At 70.3% G+C, this 15,451-nt stretch carries 14 protein-coding genes; 6 read left to right on the forward strand and 8 right to left on the reverse strand.

Features of this window, described 5'->3' with window-relative positions; genetic code table 11:
- Window positions 1-74: 74 nt before the first annotated feature.
- The 7 genes from OG452_RS03860 to OG452_RS03890 form a co-directional block, all read right to left on the reverse strand.
- Window positions 75-860, reverse strand: a complete 786-nt coding sequence (locus OG452_RS03860) for an ABC transporter ATP-binding protein (RefSeq protein ID WP_327294187.1) — start codon at window positions 858-860, stop codon at window positions 75-77.
- A complete protein-coding gene (locus tag OG452_RS03865) occupies window positions 853-1,782 on the reverse strand; it encodes an ABC transporter permease (RefSeq protein ID WP_327294188.1) in 930 nt (309 codons plus the stop codon). The genes OG452_RS03860 and OG452_RS03865 overlap by 8 nt, the downstream gene beginning before the upstream one ends.
- A 101-nt stretch (window positions 1,783-1,883) precedes the next feature.
- Window positions 1,884-2,729: a glycosyltransferase family 2 protein gene (locus tag OG452_RS03870; protein ID WP_327299500.1), complete on the reverse strand. Its 846-nt coding sequence runs from the start codon at window positions 2,727-2,729 to the stop codon at window positions 1,884-1,886.
- A gap of 50 nt (window positions 2,730-2,779) precedes the next feature.
- Window positions 2,780-3,559, reverse strand: a complete 780-nt coding sequence (locus OG452_RS03875; RefSeq protein WP_327294189.1) for a CDP-alcohol phosphatidyltransferase family protein — start codon at window positions 3,557-3,559, stop codon at window positions 2,780-2,782.
- Window positions 3,537-4,598 carry an iron-containing alcohol dehydrogenase family protein gene (locus OG452_RS03880; RefSeq protein WP_327294190.1) on the reverse strand — a complete coding sequence of 354 codons (1,062 nt, stop codon included), beginning with the start codon at window positions 4,596-4,598 and terminating at the stop codon, window positions 3,537-3,539. Before OG452_RS03880 ends, OG452_RS03875 begins: the two co-directional genes overlap by 23 nt.
- Window positions 4,586-5,338 (reverse strand): phosphocholine cytidylyltransferase family protein, encoded by a 753-nt coding sequence (locus OG452_RS03885; RefSeq protein ID WP_327294191.1) that lies wholly within the window; start codon window positions 5,336-5,338, stop codon window positions 4,586-4,588. Before OG452_RS03885 ends, OG452_RS03880 begins: the two co-directional genes overlap by 13 nt.
- Window positions 5,335-7,110, reverse strand: coding sequence for a DUF5941 domain-containing protein (locus tag OG452_RS03890; RefSeq protein ID WP_327299501.1), 1,776 nt, complete (start codon window positions 7,108-7,110; stop codon window positions 5,335-5,337). The genes OG452_RS03885 and OG452_RS03890 overlap by 4 nt, the downstream gene beginning before the upstream one ends.
- A gap of 263 nt (window positions 7,111-7,373) precedes the next feature.
- Between OG452_RS03890 and galE the strand changes: the two genes are divergently transcribed.
- From galE to idi, 3 genes are all read left to right on the forward strand, one after another.
- Complete coding sequence (galE, locus tag OG452_RS03895) at window positions 7,374-8,357, forward strand: UDP-glucose 4-epimerase GalE (protein WP_327294192.1); 984 nt, start codon at window positions 7,374-7,376, stop codon at window positions 8,355-8,357.
- A 142-nt stretch (window positions 8,358-8,499) separates the two neighbouring features.
- Complete coding sequence (locus OG452_RS03900; protein ID WP_327294193.1) at window positions 8,500-9,441, forward strand: cation diffusion facilitator family transporter; 942 nt, start codon at window positions 8,500-8,502, stop codon at window positions 9,439-9,441.
- 282 nt (window positions 9,442-9,723) lie between these two features.
- Entirely contained in the window at window positions 9,724-10,299 is a 576-nt protein-coding gene (gene idi / locus OG452_RS03905; protein WP_327294194.1) for an isopentenyl-diphosphate Delta-isomerase, read from the forward strand.
- Here the strand turns inward: idi and OG452_RS03910 are convergent.
- The gene (locus tag OG452_RS03910; RefSeq protein WP_327299502.1) at window positions 10,265-10,768 is read right to left on the reverse strand and encodes an ATP-binding protein; all 504 of its coding nucleotides are present in this window, start codon (window positions 10,766-10,768) and stop codon (window positions 10,265-10,267) included. The two genes, idi and OG452_RS03910, sit on opposite strands and share 35 nt — an antisense overlap.
- Window positions 10,769-11,026: 258 nt before the next feature.
- On the opposite strand from OG452_RS03910, the gene OG452_RS03915 reads away from it, so the two are divergent.
- From OG452_RS03915 to OG452_RS03925, 3 genes are all read left to right on the forward strand, one after another.
- Complete coding sequence (locus OG452_RS03915) at window positions 11,027-11,791, forward strand: enoyl-CoA hydratase/isomerase family protein (RefSeq protein ID WP_327294195.1); 765 nt, start codon at window positions 11,027-11,029, stop codon at window positions 11,789-11,791.
- A 102-nt stretch (window positions 11,792-11,893) separates the two neighbouring features.
- Window positions 11,894-12,748 (forward strand): SCO6745 family protein, encoded by an 855-nt coding sequence (locus tag OG452_RS03920; protein WP_327294196.1) that lies wholly within the window; start codon window positions 11,894-11,896, stop codon window positions 12,746-12,748.
- A gap of 175 nt (window positions 12,749-12,923) precedes the next feature.
- Window positions 12,924-15,332 (forward strand): Tex family protein, encoded by a 2,409-nt coding sequence (locus tag OG452_RS03925; protein WP_327294197.1) that lies wholly within the window; start codon window positions 12,924-12,926, stop codon window positions 15,330-15,332.
- Window positions 15,333-15,451: the final 119 nt, after the last annotated feature.

Genomic DNA, 15,451 nt, shown 5'->3' on the forward strand with positions numbered 1-15,451 from the left:
GGCCCCCGCCGGAGGTTCCGGCGGGGGCCTCTGCTGCGCTGTGGGAAGGCGGGAAGGGCCGTCGACCTGGGCGGCTACTTGCCGGTCTCCTTCTCGTACGCCTTGACGACCTCCTCGGTCGGGCCGTCCATCAGCAGTTCGCCCTTCTCCAGCCACAGGACGCGGTCGCAGGTGTCCCTGATCGACTTGTTGCTGTGGCTGACGAGGAAGACCGTGCCGGCCTCCTTGCGCAGTTCGCGGATGCGCTCTTCCGAACGGATCTGGAACTTGCGGTCACCGGTGGCCAGCGCCTCGTCGATCATGAGGACGTCGTGGTTCTTGGCGGCCGCGATGGAGAACCGGAGCCTCGCCGCCATGCCCGACGAGTACGTCCGCATCGGCAGGGTGATGAAGTCGCCCTTCTCGTTGATGCCGGAGAAGTCGACGATCCCCTGGTACCGCTCGCGGATCTCCTCGCGCGACATGCCCATGGCCAGACCGCCGAGGATGACGTTGCGCTCGCCGGTCAGGTCGTTCATCAGAGCCGCGTTGACACCCAGCAGCGACGGCTGGCCGTCGGTGTAGACCTTGCCGCTCTCCGTCGGCAGCAGTCCCGCGATGGCCCGCAGCAGGGTGGACTTGCCGGAGCCGTTGGAGCCGATGAGGCCGATGGCCTCGCCGCGGTAGGCCGTGAAGGTCACCCCGCGTACGGCGTGCACCTTGCGGACACCGCGCGCGGCGCTCCTGTCCTTGCCCACGATGCGGCTGAGCGCGGCGGTGGCCGCGCCCTTGCCGCCGCCGCCGGCGTTGACGCGGTACACGATGTGCACGTTGTCCGCGATGACCGTGGGGATGTACCCCTGATTGGTTTCCTCAGCCACGGCCGTACCGCTCCTCAGCCTTCCAGAAGAACACGAAGCCCACGACGCCCAGCAGAACCGCCCAGGCCGCTGCCGCCGCCCAGACGTGCGGAGGCAGGTTCTTGGCGCCGTAACCGTCGATCAGGGCGAACCGGACCAGGTCCATGTAGACGGTGGCCGGATTCCACTGCAGCACATGCGCGATCCACGGCGGCTTGCCCTTGAGCATGACCGTGATGGAGAACATCACGCCCGACGTGTACATCCAGGTACGCATGATGAACGGCATCAGCTGCGCGAGGTCGGGCGTCTTGCTGCCGAGCCTGGCCATGATCAGGGCCAGGCCCGTGTTGAACACGAACTGCATCGCGAGGATGGGGATGACCAGGAGCCAGGACAGCGAGGGATAGCTGTGGAAGCAGACGGCGACCACGATCAGCACGATCATCGAGTAGAGCAGCTGCTGGAGCTGCTGGAGCGCGAACGAGACGGGCAGCGAGGCCCGCGGGAAGTGCAGCGCCCTCACCAGCCCGAGGTTCCCCGAGATCGCCCGGACACCGGCCATCACCGAGCTCTGCGTGAAGGTGAAGACGAAGACCCCGGTCACCAGGAACGGGATGAAGACGTCGTGCGGCAGCCCCCGCCTGGTGTTGAGGAGCAGGCCGAAGATGAAGTAGTAAACCGCAGCGTTGAGCAGCGGGGTCGCCACCTGCCAGACCTGGCCCAGCTTGGCCTGGCTGTACTGGGCCGACAGTTTCGCGGATGAGAAGGCCAGGATGAAGTGGCGCCGTCCCCAGATCTGGCGGACGTACTCCATGAGTCCAGGCCGGGCACCGCTCACCGACAGGCCGTACTTCCCGGCCAGCTCGGCCGAGGACAGACCGTCGTCGGGAGACGGGCGGTCGCTCAGCGCGACTGCTCCGTCATGGGTTGTGTCACTCACAAGTTGAAACTTTCGTGTTCAAGATGCGCTGCCGGATCGGGACCGGGCTCGGATGCCGGGTCCCGGAGTACGTCCGATGCTCTCAGAATCAGTCGAGCTTCTCAGATCACCGGAGGCCGGCCCAGTCGGGTCAGCCGCCAGACCGTACGCCATTTCATCGGTCGGCGTGGTCCGCAGGGAGTGGTCCAGCCCTCCTTGAACCCGCCGAACCAGGCCTTGAGCGCGGCTCCGGAGGGGCGGCGGACCAGCGTGAGCAGCATCCACACCCCCAGGTAGACCGGCACCAGCGGTGCGGGCAGATTCCGGCGGGCCAGCCAGACGCGGTTGCGGGCCACCATGCGGTGGTAGACCGCGTGCCGGGACGGGGCCGTGGTGGGGTGGTGCAGCACCATGTCGGACCGGTAGTCGATCATCCAGCCGGCGTCGAGGGCCCGCCACGCCAGGTCGGTCTCCTCGTGTGCGTAGAAGAACTCGCCGGGGAGCGGTCCTGCCTCGGCGATGACCTTGGACCGTACGGCGTTGGCCCCGCCGAGGAAGGTCGTGACCCGCGAGGAGTGCATGGGGTCGGAGGCTCGCAGCCGGGGGACGTGGCGGCGCGCGGTGACCCCGGTGTCGGGGTCGGCGATCCGGAAGCTGATGATGCCCAGCTCCGGGTCGGCCGCGAAGGCCTGGCGGCACAGCTCGGCCGTGTCGGTGTTGGGCAGCAGCCCGTCGTCGTCGAGGAAGAGCAGGATGTCCACGTCGGTGCCGGCCGGGCCGAAGGCCTCGATGCCGACGTTGCGGCCGCCGGGGATGCCCAGGTTCTCGGGCAGCTCGACGGTCCGTACGCCCTCGGGGACGTCCGGCACGGGTGCGCCGTTGCCGACGACGACCGTCTGGACCGGGTCGCCGTCCTGCTTGGCCACGGAGTCCAGCAGTGCGCGCAGCTCGTCGGGGCGGTTGCCCATCGTGATGATGACCGCGCCGACCTTCGCGGAGCCGCCCGCGCCGGGGGCCGTCACTTGAGCCTGCTCGAAGCGAGGATGGACACGAGGTGGAGCAGGCTCTGCAGGAGCGCGATTCCGGCCAGCACGGCCACGCCGAGCCGGGAGAAGAACAGGTCACCCCTGATCTGGTCGACGATCGCAAGCACCAGGATCAGCAGCGACGCCTCGATCCCGAGGACGAGCCGGTGGAACTTGAGCGCCCCGGCCGCCCTGCGGGCCAGCGCCATGCCGGAGGAGCGCGGCTCGGAAGCCGTCTCCTTGACCGGCGGCAGCCCCTGCTGGTGACGGGCGACGCCGACGAGGTCGGTCTCGGACTTGATCATGACGGCGCCGAGGGCGGCGAGGGTGCCGAGGAAGGCCCAGAGCCAGTCGATCCGCCCGGAGCCCCAGAGGTCCGCCGCGCGCAGACCGAAGCCGACCAGGACCGCGGCGTCGCACACATAGGCGGCGACCCGGTCCACATAGACCCCGACCATCGAGTACTGCTTCTTCCAGCGGGCGACCTCGCCGTCGACGCAGTCGATGAGCAGGTAGAGCTGGACCATCACCACGCCGAGCACGGCGCCCCAGACACCCGGCACCAGGAGCGCCGGAGCGGCGAGGGCCGCGGCGACGGTCATCACGTAGGTCAGCTGGTTGGGCGTGATCCGCGTGTTCACCAGGTGCCGGTCCACGCGCAGCGATACCTCGCGCATGTAGAGCCGGCCGCCCCAGTGCTCGCCGCTCCGCCGGTCCTTGACGCCCGGAGGATGAACGACCGGTCGGAGTTCAGCTACCGATGGCTTTTGCATAGTCGGCGTAAGCGTCCTTGATCTGGTCTGCGGACAGGTTGAGGTGTTCCAGGATGGTGAAGCGCCCGGGGCGGGTCTGCGGGGCGTACTGGACGGCCTGGACGAACTCGTCCACGCTGAAGCCGAGTTCGCCGGGCAGTACCGGCAGGCCGTGCCGGCGCAGGACGTCCGCGAAGAGCGCGGACTCGTCGGCCGCCCCGCGCAGGTGCATCGCGAAGGCGGCGCCGAGACCGACCTGTTCGCCGTGGCTGCCGGCCCGCCGGGGGAAGAGCAGGTCGAAGGCGTGGCAGATCTCGTGGCAGGCGCCGGACGAGGGCCTGGTGTCGCCACTGATCGAGATCGCGATGCCGGAGAGGACGAGCCCCTCGGCGAGCACCATCAGGAACTCGTCGTCGCCGACCCCGCCGGGGTGGCGCAGGACCGCCTCGCCCGCGGTGCGGGCCATGGCCGCCGCCAGCCCGTCGACCGCTTCGCCGTTCACCTTGTGGGACAGCTCCCAGTCGGCGATGGCCGAGATGTTGGAGATGGCGTCGCCGACGCCGGAGCGGATGAAGCGGGGCGGTGCCTCGCGGATCACATCGAGGTCGACGACGATCGCGATGGGGGTCGGGACCCCGTACGAGCCGCGTCCGTTGTCGTTGTCGAGGGTCGACACCGGCGAGCAGATGCCGTCGTGCGAGAGGTTCGTCGCGACGGCGACCATCGGAAGGCCCACCCGGGCCGCCGCGTACTTCGTCACGTCGATGATCTTGCCGCCGCCGAGACCGACCACCGCGTCGTACCGCTTGCCCTTGATCCCGTCGGCCAGCCGCACTGCGGAGTCGATGGTGCCGTCGGCGACCGAGTACCAGTCGGCGCCGGGCAGTACCGGTGCGAGCCGCTCGCGCAGCGCCCGGCCCGATCCGTCACTGACGGCGAGGGCGAGCTTGCCCGAGGCCGAGATCCGCTGGTCGGCGAGGAGGCCCGCCAGGTCGTCGAGGGCGCCGCTGCTGATGTCGACGACGACCGGGGACGGGATGAGCCTCGTCAGTACTGGCACGCGATGCCACGGCCCTTCGCGAGGTCGTCGTGGTTGTCGATCTCGACCCAGGCGACATCGCCTATCGGGGCCACGTCGATACGGAAGCCGCGGTTCACCAGCTCCTGGTAGCCGTCCTCGTAGTAGAGGTCGGGGTCGCGCTCGAAGGTGACCTTGAGCGCGTCCGCGAGCTCTTCGGCGGCCTCGGGCTCGATGAGGGTGACCCCGATGTACTCGCCGGTGGCCGTCGAGGGGTCCATCAGCTTGGTGATCCTGGTCACGGCGTCGGTGCCGTCCGTGATGACCTTCATCTCCTCGTCGGCGAGGTGCTTCACCGTGTCGAGGGCGAGGACGATCCGCCGGCCGTCACCGCGCGCGGCGAGCAGCGTCTTCTCGACGGAGACCGGGTGCACGGTGTCGCCGTTGGCGAGGATCACACCCTGCTTGAGCACTTCGCGGGCGCACCAGAGGGAGTAGGCGTTGTTCCACTCCTCGGCCTTGTCGTTGTCGATCAGCGTGATCGTGACGCCGTACTTGGCCTCGAACTCCGCACGGCGGGCGTACACCGCTTCCTTGCGGTAGCCGACGACGACCGCGACCTCGGTGAGTCCGACCTCGGCGAAGTTGCTCAGCGCGATGTCGAGAACGGTGGTCGGCTCGCCCTCCCCCTCGGGGCCGACGGGCACGAGGGCCTTGGGCAGCGTGTCGGTGTAGGGGCGCAGACGCCTGCCTGCGCCGGCCGCCAGTACGAGGCCGATCATGCGGGTTCTCCTTCGTCATGTACAGCGGGTGCTCCGGAGGACACCCAGAAGCGGATGCTCTCCGCGAGCACCACGATCGCCACGGCCACGGCGAGCACCGTGAGCGCGACGGCGAAACCGCCACCGGCGGTGTGCCGTGTCGTCAGCACGGCGGCGAGTACGGCGACCACCAGGGTCCGGCCTTCGTGACCGCCGATCGTACGCACGAGCCACCGGGGCGGCGCGCCAGTGCCGCCCTTGATGCGGTACACCGTGTCGTAGTGATGGTAGGCGACGGCGCCGACCAGGCCGAAGGCCGCGGGCAGCGCCTCGTGGACATCGGAGCGGGCCGCCAGCACGAGGATGGTGACGTATTCGGCGGCCCGGAAGACCGGGGGCACCAGCCAGTCGAGGGCGCCCTTGAGCGGTCGCGAGACGGCCGTTCCGGAGAGTACGCAGTACAGGGCGGCTCCCGCGGCGGGCCACCAGCTGCCGACCGGCGCGAAGAGTGACACGGCCACCACGAGGGCGCCGCCCACGAACGCGATCACCGGCAGGGCGCCGCGCGGTCCCCTGAGGAACCGTGCGAAGAGCTGGGCGAGCGGGCCGGAGTCAGCGAGATCGGCGAGTGCCTGGGCGGCGCGGTCGGTACGGGTGGCCCGGCGGGTCAGCGAGCGCAGGATCCGGCCGGCCGTGGTGTAGCAGGCGGCCAGGGCGCAGCCGACGAGCAGCGCGTAGAAGACGATCCGGGGGGTGGTCACCGCGGTGAGCACAGCGATCATGGCCCAGCGTTCACCGATCGGGAGCACGATCATGCGGCGCACCCAGACCGTCCAGCCGACGCTGTCGAGCTTGTCGGAGAGGGCGGCGGTGGGACTGGTGTTGCCCGTCGCGTCGTGGTTCGCCTCGTTGAAGGAGAAGTCCACGACGTGGCGGCAGGTCTGGAGGACCATCGCGCCGAGGGCCAGCACCCAGACGTCGTCGCCGTTGCGGGCCGCGCCCAGCGCGAGCCCCGCGTAGTAGGCGTACTCCTTGGCCCGGTCGAAGGTCGCGTCCAGCCAGGCGCCGAGCGTCGAGTACTGGAGCGAGTACCGGGCGAGCTGACCGTCCGTGCAGTCCAGCACGAAGGAGCAGATCAGCAGCACTCCGGCGGCGATGTATCCGCCGCGGGTGCCGGTCGCCGCGCAGGCCGCCGCTATCAGCGCGGTGATCAGCGAGGCGGTGGTGACCTGGTTCGGGGTCAGCCCGTGGCGGGCGCACCAGCGCGCGATGTACCGCGAGTAGGGGCTGATGCAGTACGTCGTGAAGAAGCCGTCCCGGGACTTCACCGCCGTACGGAGCCGCACGGCCTCGTCATCGATGGCGGCGACAGCGGCCCTGGCCTCGTGGCGGGACTGCGGGCCCTGCGGGACCGAGGCGATCAAGGTGCCCAGTTCGGGGCGGTGTACGGGGGTCCCGGCGCCGTCCAGCGCCGCGGCCAGGGCATCGGGACGCGGTTCCGCACCGGCCAGTACGCGGTTGAGCGCGGGGCGCGCCTCGGGCTGGACGGTGAGCGCACCGGGGACAGCGGCCGCCGCGAAGCGGGGATCGGTCAGCCCGAGGCGGAGCGAGTGGAGGTGGCCGACGAAACGGGTGTCGACGACCGCCACGCGCTCGTCGGCGGGTGCGGCGGTGAGCAGCTTCGCGGTCTCTGCCGCGTCGGCTGCGACGCGTACATCGAAGCCCAGCGACCGCAGATCGCCCTCCAGCGACGATCCGGGTACCGGCGCACCGGCGAGGATGGCGGTCGACAGACGAACTCACTCCTTGGAGCTGGCGTGACACACGCGGAGACGGCCCGCTCCCGGCAGGGACGGGCGGCATGTCGGCAGAGGCTATCGGATGGACTGAAGCAGGAGTTCACGGGCTGTTTACGTCCCGATCCGACCGGGCATGACCCCGCGCCACCTGCTGCGGTCATCATGATCGATCCATGCCTCGCCCCACAAACCGTGTCCCCGCTCCGCCCGGAAGCGGCGGGGCCTGGGTGTCTCAGGGGTGTCTTAGGGTGGCCGGTATGACGTGGCTGATCACAGGCGGGGCGGGGTACATCGGAGCGCATGTGGCGCGGGCGATGGTCGCGGACGGCGAGCGGGTGGTCGTGCTGGACGACCTGTCGAGCGGGCTCGCCGAGCGCCTTCCGGCCGGAGTCGAGCTGGTGCGCGGCTCGGTGCTCGACCGCGGGCTCCTGGACGCCACCCTGGCCGGCCACGACGTCACGGGGGTGGTGCATCTCGCGGGCAAGAAGCAGGTCGGGGAGTCCGTCGAGCACCCGCTGAGCTACTACCGGGACAATGTGCACGGCCTGACCGTGGTGCTGGAGGCCGTGGTCGCTGCCGGGGTGCGGCGCTTCCTCTTCTCGTCTTCGGCCGCCGTCTACGGCGTCCCCGATGTGGAGCTGATCACCGAGTCGACGCCCTGCGCGCCGATCAATCCGTACGGCGAGACGAAGCTGGCCGGCGAGTGGCTGGTACGGGCGGCGGGCAAGGCGCACGGGCTGTCCACCGCCTGCCTGCGCTACTTCAACGTGGCGGGTGCGGCCGCGCCCGGGCTGGCCGACATCGGGGTCCACAACGTCATCCCGATGTTCTTCGACCGGCTGACCCGCGGTGAGGACCCGCGGATCTTCGGCGCCGACTACGCCACACCCGACGGCACCTGTATCCGTGACTACATCCATGTCGCCGATCTCGCCGACGCCCATGTCGCCGTGGCCCGCAAACTGTCTCCCGACGGCGGTGCGGGGGATCTCACACTCAATGTCGGCCGGGGTACGGGCGTATCGGTACGCGAACTGGCCGACCTCGTCGCCTCGGTCACCGGGCTGCCGACGTCCCCCGTGGTCGAGCCGCGCCGCCCGGGCGACGCGGCGAAGGCCGTCGCTTCGGGCGAGCTGATCGCCAGGGAGCTCGGCTGGAAAGCCTCGCGCGGGGTGCGCGAGATGGTCGGGTCGGCCTGGGATGGCTGGTGTCTGCGACACCCCGGCGCGCGCCGCAAATGATCTCGCGCCCCATCTTGACCTGCCATTATTTCCGCAGGTCAGAGTAGCTGACAATGGTGTTCGGTCTCGTGTTGCCCGATACCCCTGCCCCGTAGTTGGCTGACCTCTCGGACCGGCACGCTCACGATCGGGAGGCGCTCTCATGGGGGCTGGGCACGACCACGGGCATGCGCACGGCGGACCGCCGCCGACCGGGACCGCCGGGGCCGCTCACCGGGTCCGCCTGCGCATCGCGCTCTGCATCACGCTGACCGTGATGGTGGTGGAGATCGCCGGCGGCCTGCTGGCCGACTCGCTGGCGCTGCTCGCGGACGCGACGCATATGGCGACGGACGCGCTCGGCCTGGCGATGGCACTCCTGGCGATCCACTTCGCCAACCTCCCCGCCAGCGGGAACCGGACCTTCGGCTATGCGCGGGCGGAGATCCTGGCCGCGCTCGCCAACTGCCTTCTACTGCTGGGCGTGGGCGGTTATGTCCTGTACGAGGCGATTCAGCGCTTCATCACGCCGACCGAGACGGCGGGCGGCCTGACGATCGTTTTCGGCCTCATCGGGCTGGCCGCCAACATGATCTCGCTCTCCGTCCTCGTCCGCGGACAGCAGGAGAGCATCAATGTCCGCGGCGCCTATCTGGAGGTGATGGCCGACGCGCTCGGCTCGGTCGCCGTGCTGATCTCGGCCACCCTCATCCTGACGACCGGCTGGCAGGCGGCCGACCCGCTGGCCTCGATCGTCATCGGCCTCATGATCGTTCCGCGTACGGTCAAGCTGCTGCGCGAGACGCTCGACGTACTGCTGGAAGCGGCCCCGAAGAACGTCGACATGGGCGAGGTCCGGGCCCATATCCTGGGCCTTCCCGGGGTGGCCGACGTCCATGATCTGCATGCGTGGACGATCACTTCGGGGATGCCGGTCCTCTCCGCGCACGTGGTGGTCAGCCCCGGCACCCTGGACGCGATCGGCCACGAGAAGATGCTGCACGACCTGCAGGGCTGCCTAGGCGCCCACTTCGACGTCGCGCACTGCACCTTCCAGCTGGAGCCGGGCGGCCACGCGGAGCACGAGGCGAAGCTCTGCCACTGAGGCTTTCTTCGTCCTGCTGACCGAACACCCCCTCGGCGGCGGCGTGTTCAGTCCCACCCGGGCGGAAGGCACGTGGACCACCGCGCGTACGGCGACGCATACGGATTGTGCAGCATATGCGCCGCACCCGAGCCACGGGGCCGGTTTCCCGGCAGCCGCCGAATTCTGATATTCCGGTCGGTGGCTCTGCCACGCAGTGTGGCGGGGGCACCGACACGTCCCGCGCTCCGAAGTGCGGACAAGCCGCTTTTGTACGGCAGACTGAGGAGCCGGTGACGCCCGATGCGAAGGATGGTTATGTCGAACGGCGCAGCAGAAGCGATCATGCTCGAACTGGTCGATGAGAGCGGCAGGACCATCGGAACGGCGGAGAAGCTCGCCGCCCACCAGGCACCCGGTCAGCTGCACCGGGCCTTCTCGGTGTTCCTCTTCGACGGGGCGGGGCGACTGCTGATCCAGCGTCGGGCACTGGGCAAGTACCACTCCCCAGGCGTGTGGTCCAACACCTGTTGCGGGCATCCTTATCCCGGCGAATCCCCCTTCGCGGCGGCGGCCCGGCGCACCTATGAGGAGTTGGGTATCTCCCCGGCACTGCTCGCCGAGGCCGGCACAGTGCGTTACAACCACCCGGACCCCGACTCGGGCCTGGTGGAGCAGGAGTTCAATCACCTGTTCGTCGGACTCGCCCAGGCGGAACTGCGGCCGGACCCGGACGAGGTGGACGACACGGCGTTCGTCACCGCCGCCGAACTGGGCGAGCGGCACTCCTCCGCGCCGTTCTCCTCGTGGTTCATGACGGTGCTCGACGCCGCGCGCCCCGCCGTCAGAGAGCTGACGGGGCCGAACGGGGGCTGGTAACGACAGGGGCGAGCGGCAGTGCGGACCAGATGACCTTGCCGCCGCTCGCCGTCTGCTCGACACCGCAGGTCCCGCCGGCCTCGGCGGTGACCTCACGCACGAGCATCAGACCACGCCCTCCGGTCTGCCCCTGGTCCGCGTCCAGCGCCTTCGGACGGTAGGGGTGGTTGTCCTCGACCGACACCCGGATCCAGGAGGCCCCGACGGCGACCTCCACGGCCACCTCCGGGGAGAGCAGCGCGGCATGGCGTACGGCGTTGGTGACGAGCTCGGAGACGATCAGCAGCAGGCCCTGGACGGTGTCGCCGCCGACCGGGACCTGCTGGCGCGACAGAAGATCGCGTACGGCGTGCCGGGCCTGCGGTACGGAGATGTCGACCGCCGGGGCGGTGAACCGCCAGACGCCTTCGTAGGGCAGGGAGCCGGCGACCGCCGGGTCGGGCGGGCTGTTGCTCCCGCGGCTCTCCATATTCCGGCTCCCGCCCTCGCGCTCGATGGTGACCACGCATTGAGTGTTGGGAATGAGCTGGTCCGCACCGAGCGGCTGAACAGAAGTCAGCACCAATCGGCGCTATTCGAGGGAATGCGACCGGCCCTGTTAAAAGCGTGACAACTTCTGGTCTTCTGATTCCGGTCTCTTGATTCTGGTTTCCTGTCTTCCGGTCTCGAAGACCGTCGGCACGGTCCGTCCGATCACCGCCCGGCCGGGCCGGATAGCATCCGGCCCATGGAGCCGCAGCTGCAGCACACCGTCGCCGACGGGGTCGCCACCGTCGTGATCAGCAACCCCGCCAAGCGCAATGCCATGACGGCTGCCATGTGGCGGGCCCTGCCGGTGCTGCTCGACCGGCTGGCAGACGATCCCGCCGTCCGCGTCCTGGTCCTGACCGGAGCCGGGAACACCTTCTGCGCCGGCGCCGACATATCGACACTCCGGGACCCCGGTGAGGACCCCCAGCGGCTCGCGGTCCGGGCCGAGGAGACCCTGGCCGCCTTCCCCAAGCCGACGCTCGCCGCCGTGCGCGGGTACTGCGTGGGCGGGGGCTGCCAGCTGGCGGCAGCGTGCGACCTGCGGTTCGCTGAGGAAGGGGCCTTGTTCGGGGTGACTCCGGCGAAGCTCGGGATCGTCTATCCGGCGGCCTCCACCGCGCGGCTGGCCTCCCTGGTGGGCCCGGCGACCGCCAAGTACCTGCTGTTCTCAGCCGAGTTGATCGGCACTGACCACGCACTGCGGTCCGGCCTGCTGGACGAGGTGCTGCCCATGGGGCTGCTCGGCCAGCGGGTGGCGGAGTTCAGCCGGGTGCTGGTGTCCCGCTCGCAGCTGACGCAGACGGCGGCCAAGGAGTTCGTCGCAGGGCGGGGTGACCGGGGCGCGTACTGGCGGGCGGCGGCGCGGGACTCCGACGACCCGGCGGAGGGGGTGGCGGCGTTCCTGGAGCGGCGGGAGCCCCGCTTCACCTGGACCCCCAGCTCCGGGGTGGCTCCGCGATAACGAATGCCCCGCGTTCCCGCCATCCGCGCCATCCACCTCTCCCGTCATCAGCTTTCCTGCCGTCCCTTCCTCCCGTACCAACCAGTCGGTAACATCCAGGCCATGACCTCGCTCCAGCCGCACGCCGGCCGTCGCTGCCACAATTCCGTCAACCCGCTGCACTCGACGCTGTACTTCTCCCCCGACTTCACCGAGCAGCTCGCCGGTGTCGGGATCGACGACGCGGGCGCCGCCTACTTCGCCGGGCGCAGTGCGGCGATGGGGGCCGTGGGCCCCGGCACGATCGCCGCCACGTTCTACAACTTCAACCCCGAGCTGATCGCACGGCACGTTCCCGCCGTCTGGGAGACGGCCGCACCGCAGACCGTGCTCGACGCCCGGCTGCGCGCCGCGGACGCCACACTGCGGCGGCTGCTCGGCGACGAGGCAGTCGGGTCCGGCGCGATGGCCGAGGCGGCGCGGCTCGCGCTGCGCGCGGCCGGAGCCTGCACCCGGCACGCCAGGCCGCTGTACTCCGCCCACGCCGATCTGCCGGTCCCCGAGCAGCCCCATCTCGCGTTCTGGCACGCGGCGACGCTGCTGCGCGAGCACCGGGGCGACGGCCATCTCGCCGTGCTGCTCGCCGCCGGGCTCGACCCGCTGGAGGCCCTGGTGAGCCACACGGCGACCGGCAAGGGCATGGCGGCCCGCTGGATCCTCGCGACCCGCGGCTGGAGCCGGAGCGACTGGGACGCGGCCGTGGAGCGGCTGCGCGGGCGCGGGCTGCTGGACGCGGACGGCGCGCTCACCGACGCGGGAACGCGGCTTCGCCAGGACGTGGAGTCGGACACCGACCGCCTCGACCTCGCACCGTACGAACACCTGGGCGCCGAGGGCGTGGAGCGCCTCACGGAGCTGGCGCGTGGCTTCCTCGCCACCGCCGCGGCGGCCGGCGCCTTCCCGTCGAACCTCAGCTGATCCGGTCCCGGTCGGGCGTGATCCCCGCTCTGTCGGCGCCGCCTGCCACAATGCTGATGCACTGTTTCCCCGCGCGGCGTCGGTCCGGCTCCCACCGGCGGACCGATCACCGAGCGGGGTCCGGGGGCTGCTCCGGAAGAATGCGGCAAGTTCAGCGAGAAGGCGGTACGGGATCGTGACCACGACCACCCCAGTTTCCATCGAAAGCAGGATCGCGGAGGAGCTCGGCGTCAGGGAACGGCAGGTGAAGGCCGCCGTAGAGCTGCTCGACGGCGGTTCGACCGTGCCGTTCATCGCGCGCTACCGCAAGGAAGCGACCGAGATGCTCGACGACGCGCAGCTGCGCGCGCTGGAGGAGCGGCTGCGCTATCTGCGGGAGCTGGAGGAGCGGCGGACGGCAGTTCTGGAGTCCGTACGGGAGCAGGGCAAGCTCGACGACGCGCTGGAGGCGCAGATCCGGGCCGCGGAGACGAAGGCCCGTCTTGAGGACATCTATCTGCCCTTCAAGCCGAAGCGCAGGACCAAGGCCCAGATCGCGCGCGAGGCCGGTCTCGGGCCGCTCGCCGACGGGCTGCTCGCCGATCCCTCGGTGGAACCGCTCGCGGCCGCGGCGGCGTTCACCGACGCGGACAAGGGCGTCGCAGATCCGGCTGCCGCACTGGACGGCGCCCGGGCCATCCTCACCGAGCGGTTCGGTGAGGACGCCGACCTCATCGGCGAGCTGCGGGAGCGGATGTGGACGCGCGGGCGGCTGACGGCGAAGGTCCGGGACGGCAAGGAGGAGCAGGGCGCCAAGTTCGCCGACTACTTCGAGTTCGCCGAGCCGTTCACCGAACTGCCCTCGCACCGGGTCCTGGCGATGCTGCGGGGCGAGAAGGAGGACGTGCTCGACCTGGTCCTGGAGCCGGAGGAGCCGTCGGACACCGCAGGGCCTTCGGCGTACGAGTCGATGATCGCGCGGCGCTTCGGGGTGGCCGACCGCGGCAGGCCCGGCGACGCATGGCTGGCGGAGACGGTGCGCTGGTCCTGGCGCACCCGCATCCTGGTCCATCTCGGTATCGACCTGCGGCTGCGGCTGCGGACGGCGGCCGAGGACGACGCGGTCAAGGTCTTCGCGTCCAATCTGCGCGACCTGCTGCTGGCCGCGCCCGCCGGGACCCGTGCCACGCTCGGACTCGACCCCGGGTTCCGTACGGGGGTGAAGGTCGCCGTGGTCGACGCGACCGGCAAGGTCGTGGCCACCGATGTAATCCACCCGCATGTCCCCGCGAACCGTTGGGACGAGGCGCTGGCCAAGCTGGCCCGGCTGGCGAAGGAGCACGCGGTCGACCTGATCGCGATCGGGAACGGCACCGCGTCGCGCGAGACGGATAAACTCGCCGGTGAACTGTGCGCGCGGCACCCCGAGTTGAAGCTGACGAAAGTGATGGTCTCGGAGGCGGGGGCTTCCGTCTACTCGGCGTCCGCGTTCGCCTCGCAGGAACTGCCCGACATGGACGTGACGCTCCGGGGCGCGGTGTCGATCGCCCGCAGGCTCCAGGATCCGCTCGCCGAACTGGTCAAGATCGATCCCAAGTCGATCGGGGTCGGGCAGTATCAGCACGACCTCTCCGAGGTGAAGCTCTCCCGCTCGCTGGACGCGGTCGTCGAGGACTGTGTGAACGGTGTCGGCGTGGACGTCAACACCGCGTCCGCCCCGCTGCTCTCCCGGGTCTCCGGTATCGGCTCGGGGCTGGCCGAGAACATCGTGGCGCACCGCGACGCCAACGGCCCCTTCCGGTCGCGCAAGGCGCTCAAGGACGTCTCGCGGCTGGGCCCCAAGGCGTACGAGCAGTGCGCCGGCTTCCTCCGCATCCGGGACGGTGACGACCCGCTGGACGCGTCGAGCGTGCACCCGGAGGCGTACCCGGTGGTGCGGACGATGACCAAGAAGGCGGGCGGCAGCTCACTCGTCGGGAACGCGGCGCTGCTGCGCTCGCTGGATCCGGCCGAATTCGTGAACGACACCTTCGGACTGCCGACGGTGACGGACATCCTGCGAGAGCTGGAGAAGCCGGGGCGCGACCCCCGCCCCGCGTTCAAGACGGCCACCTTCAAGGAGGGTGTCGAGAAGCTGGGCGATCTGACGGCGGGGATGGTCCTGGAGGGCGTGGTCACCAATGTCGCCGCGTTCGGCGCGTTCGTCGACATCGGGGTCCACCAGGACGGCCTGGTGCATGTGTCCGCGCTGTCCAAGACGTTCGTCAAGGACCCGCGTGATGTGGTCAAGCCGGGCGACATCGTCAAGGTGAAGGTGATGGACGTCGACATCCCGCGCAAGCGGATCTCGCTGTCCCTGCGGCTCGACGACGAGGCCGGGGCCAAGCCGGGCGGCGGCAAGGAGCGGCAGGAGAGGGGCAGGAGGGCGCAGGAGGGCCAGGGCGGCCGGCCTCCGCAGCAGCGGCAGGGCGGCGGAGGCCGGCGCGGTGGCGGCGGCGTCGGTGGCGGCCGGGCGTCGGCACCGGCACCGGCCAACAGCGCGATGGCGGACGCGCTGCGGCGGGCCGGGCTCACGGACCCCGGCCGGGGTCAGGGACGCGGCTGATCCCGCGGTTCCTGCCGCCGGATGACCTGACGGACAGGCGGGGCGCGCCCGTTCGGGCCCGCCCCGCCTGTGCGTCAGGGGCATGTCCGGAGACGATGTGTCAGAGGCGGTTTGTCTTG

The sequence above is a fragment of the Streptomyces sp. NBC_01197 genome, from assembly GCF_036010505.1.
Classification (GTDB): Bacteria; Actinomycetota; Actinomycetes; order Streptomycetales; family Streptomycetaceae; genus Streptomyces.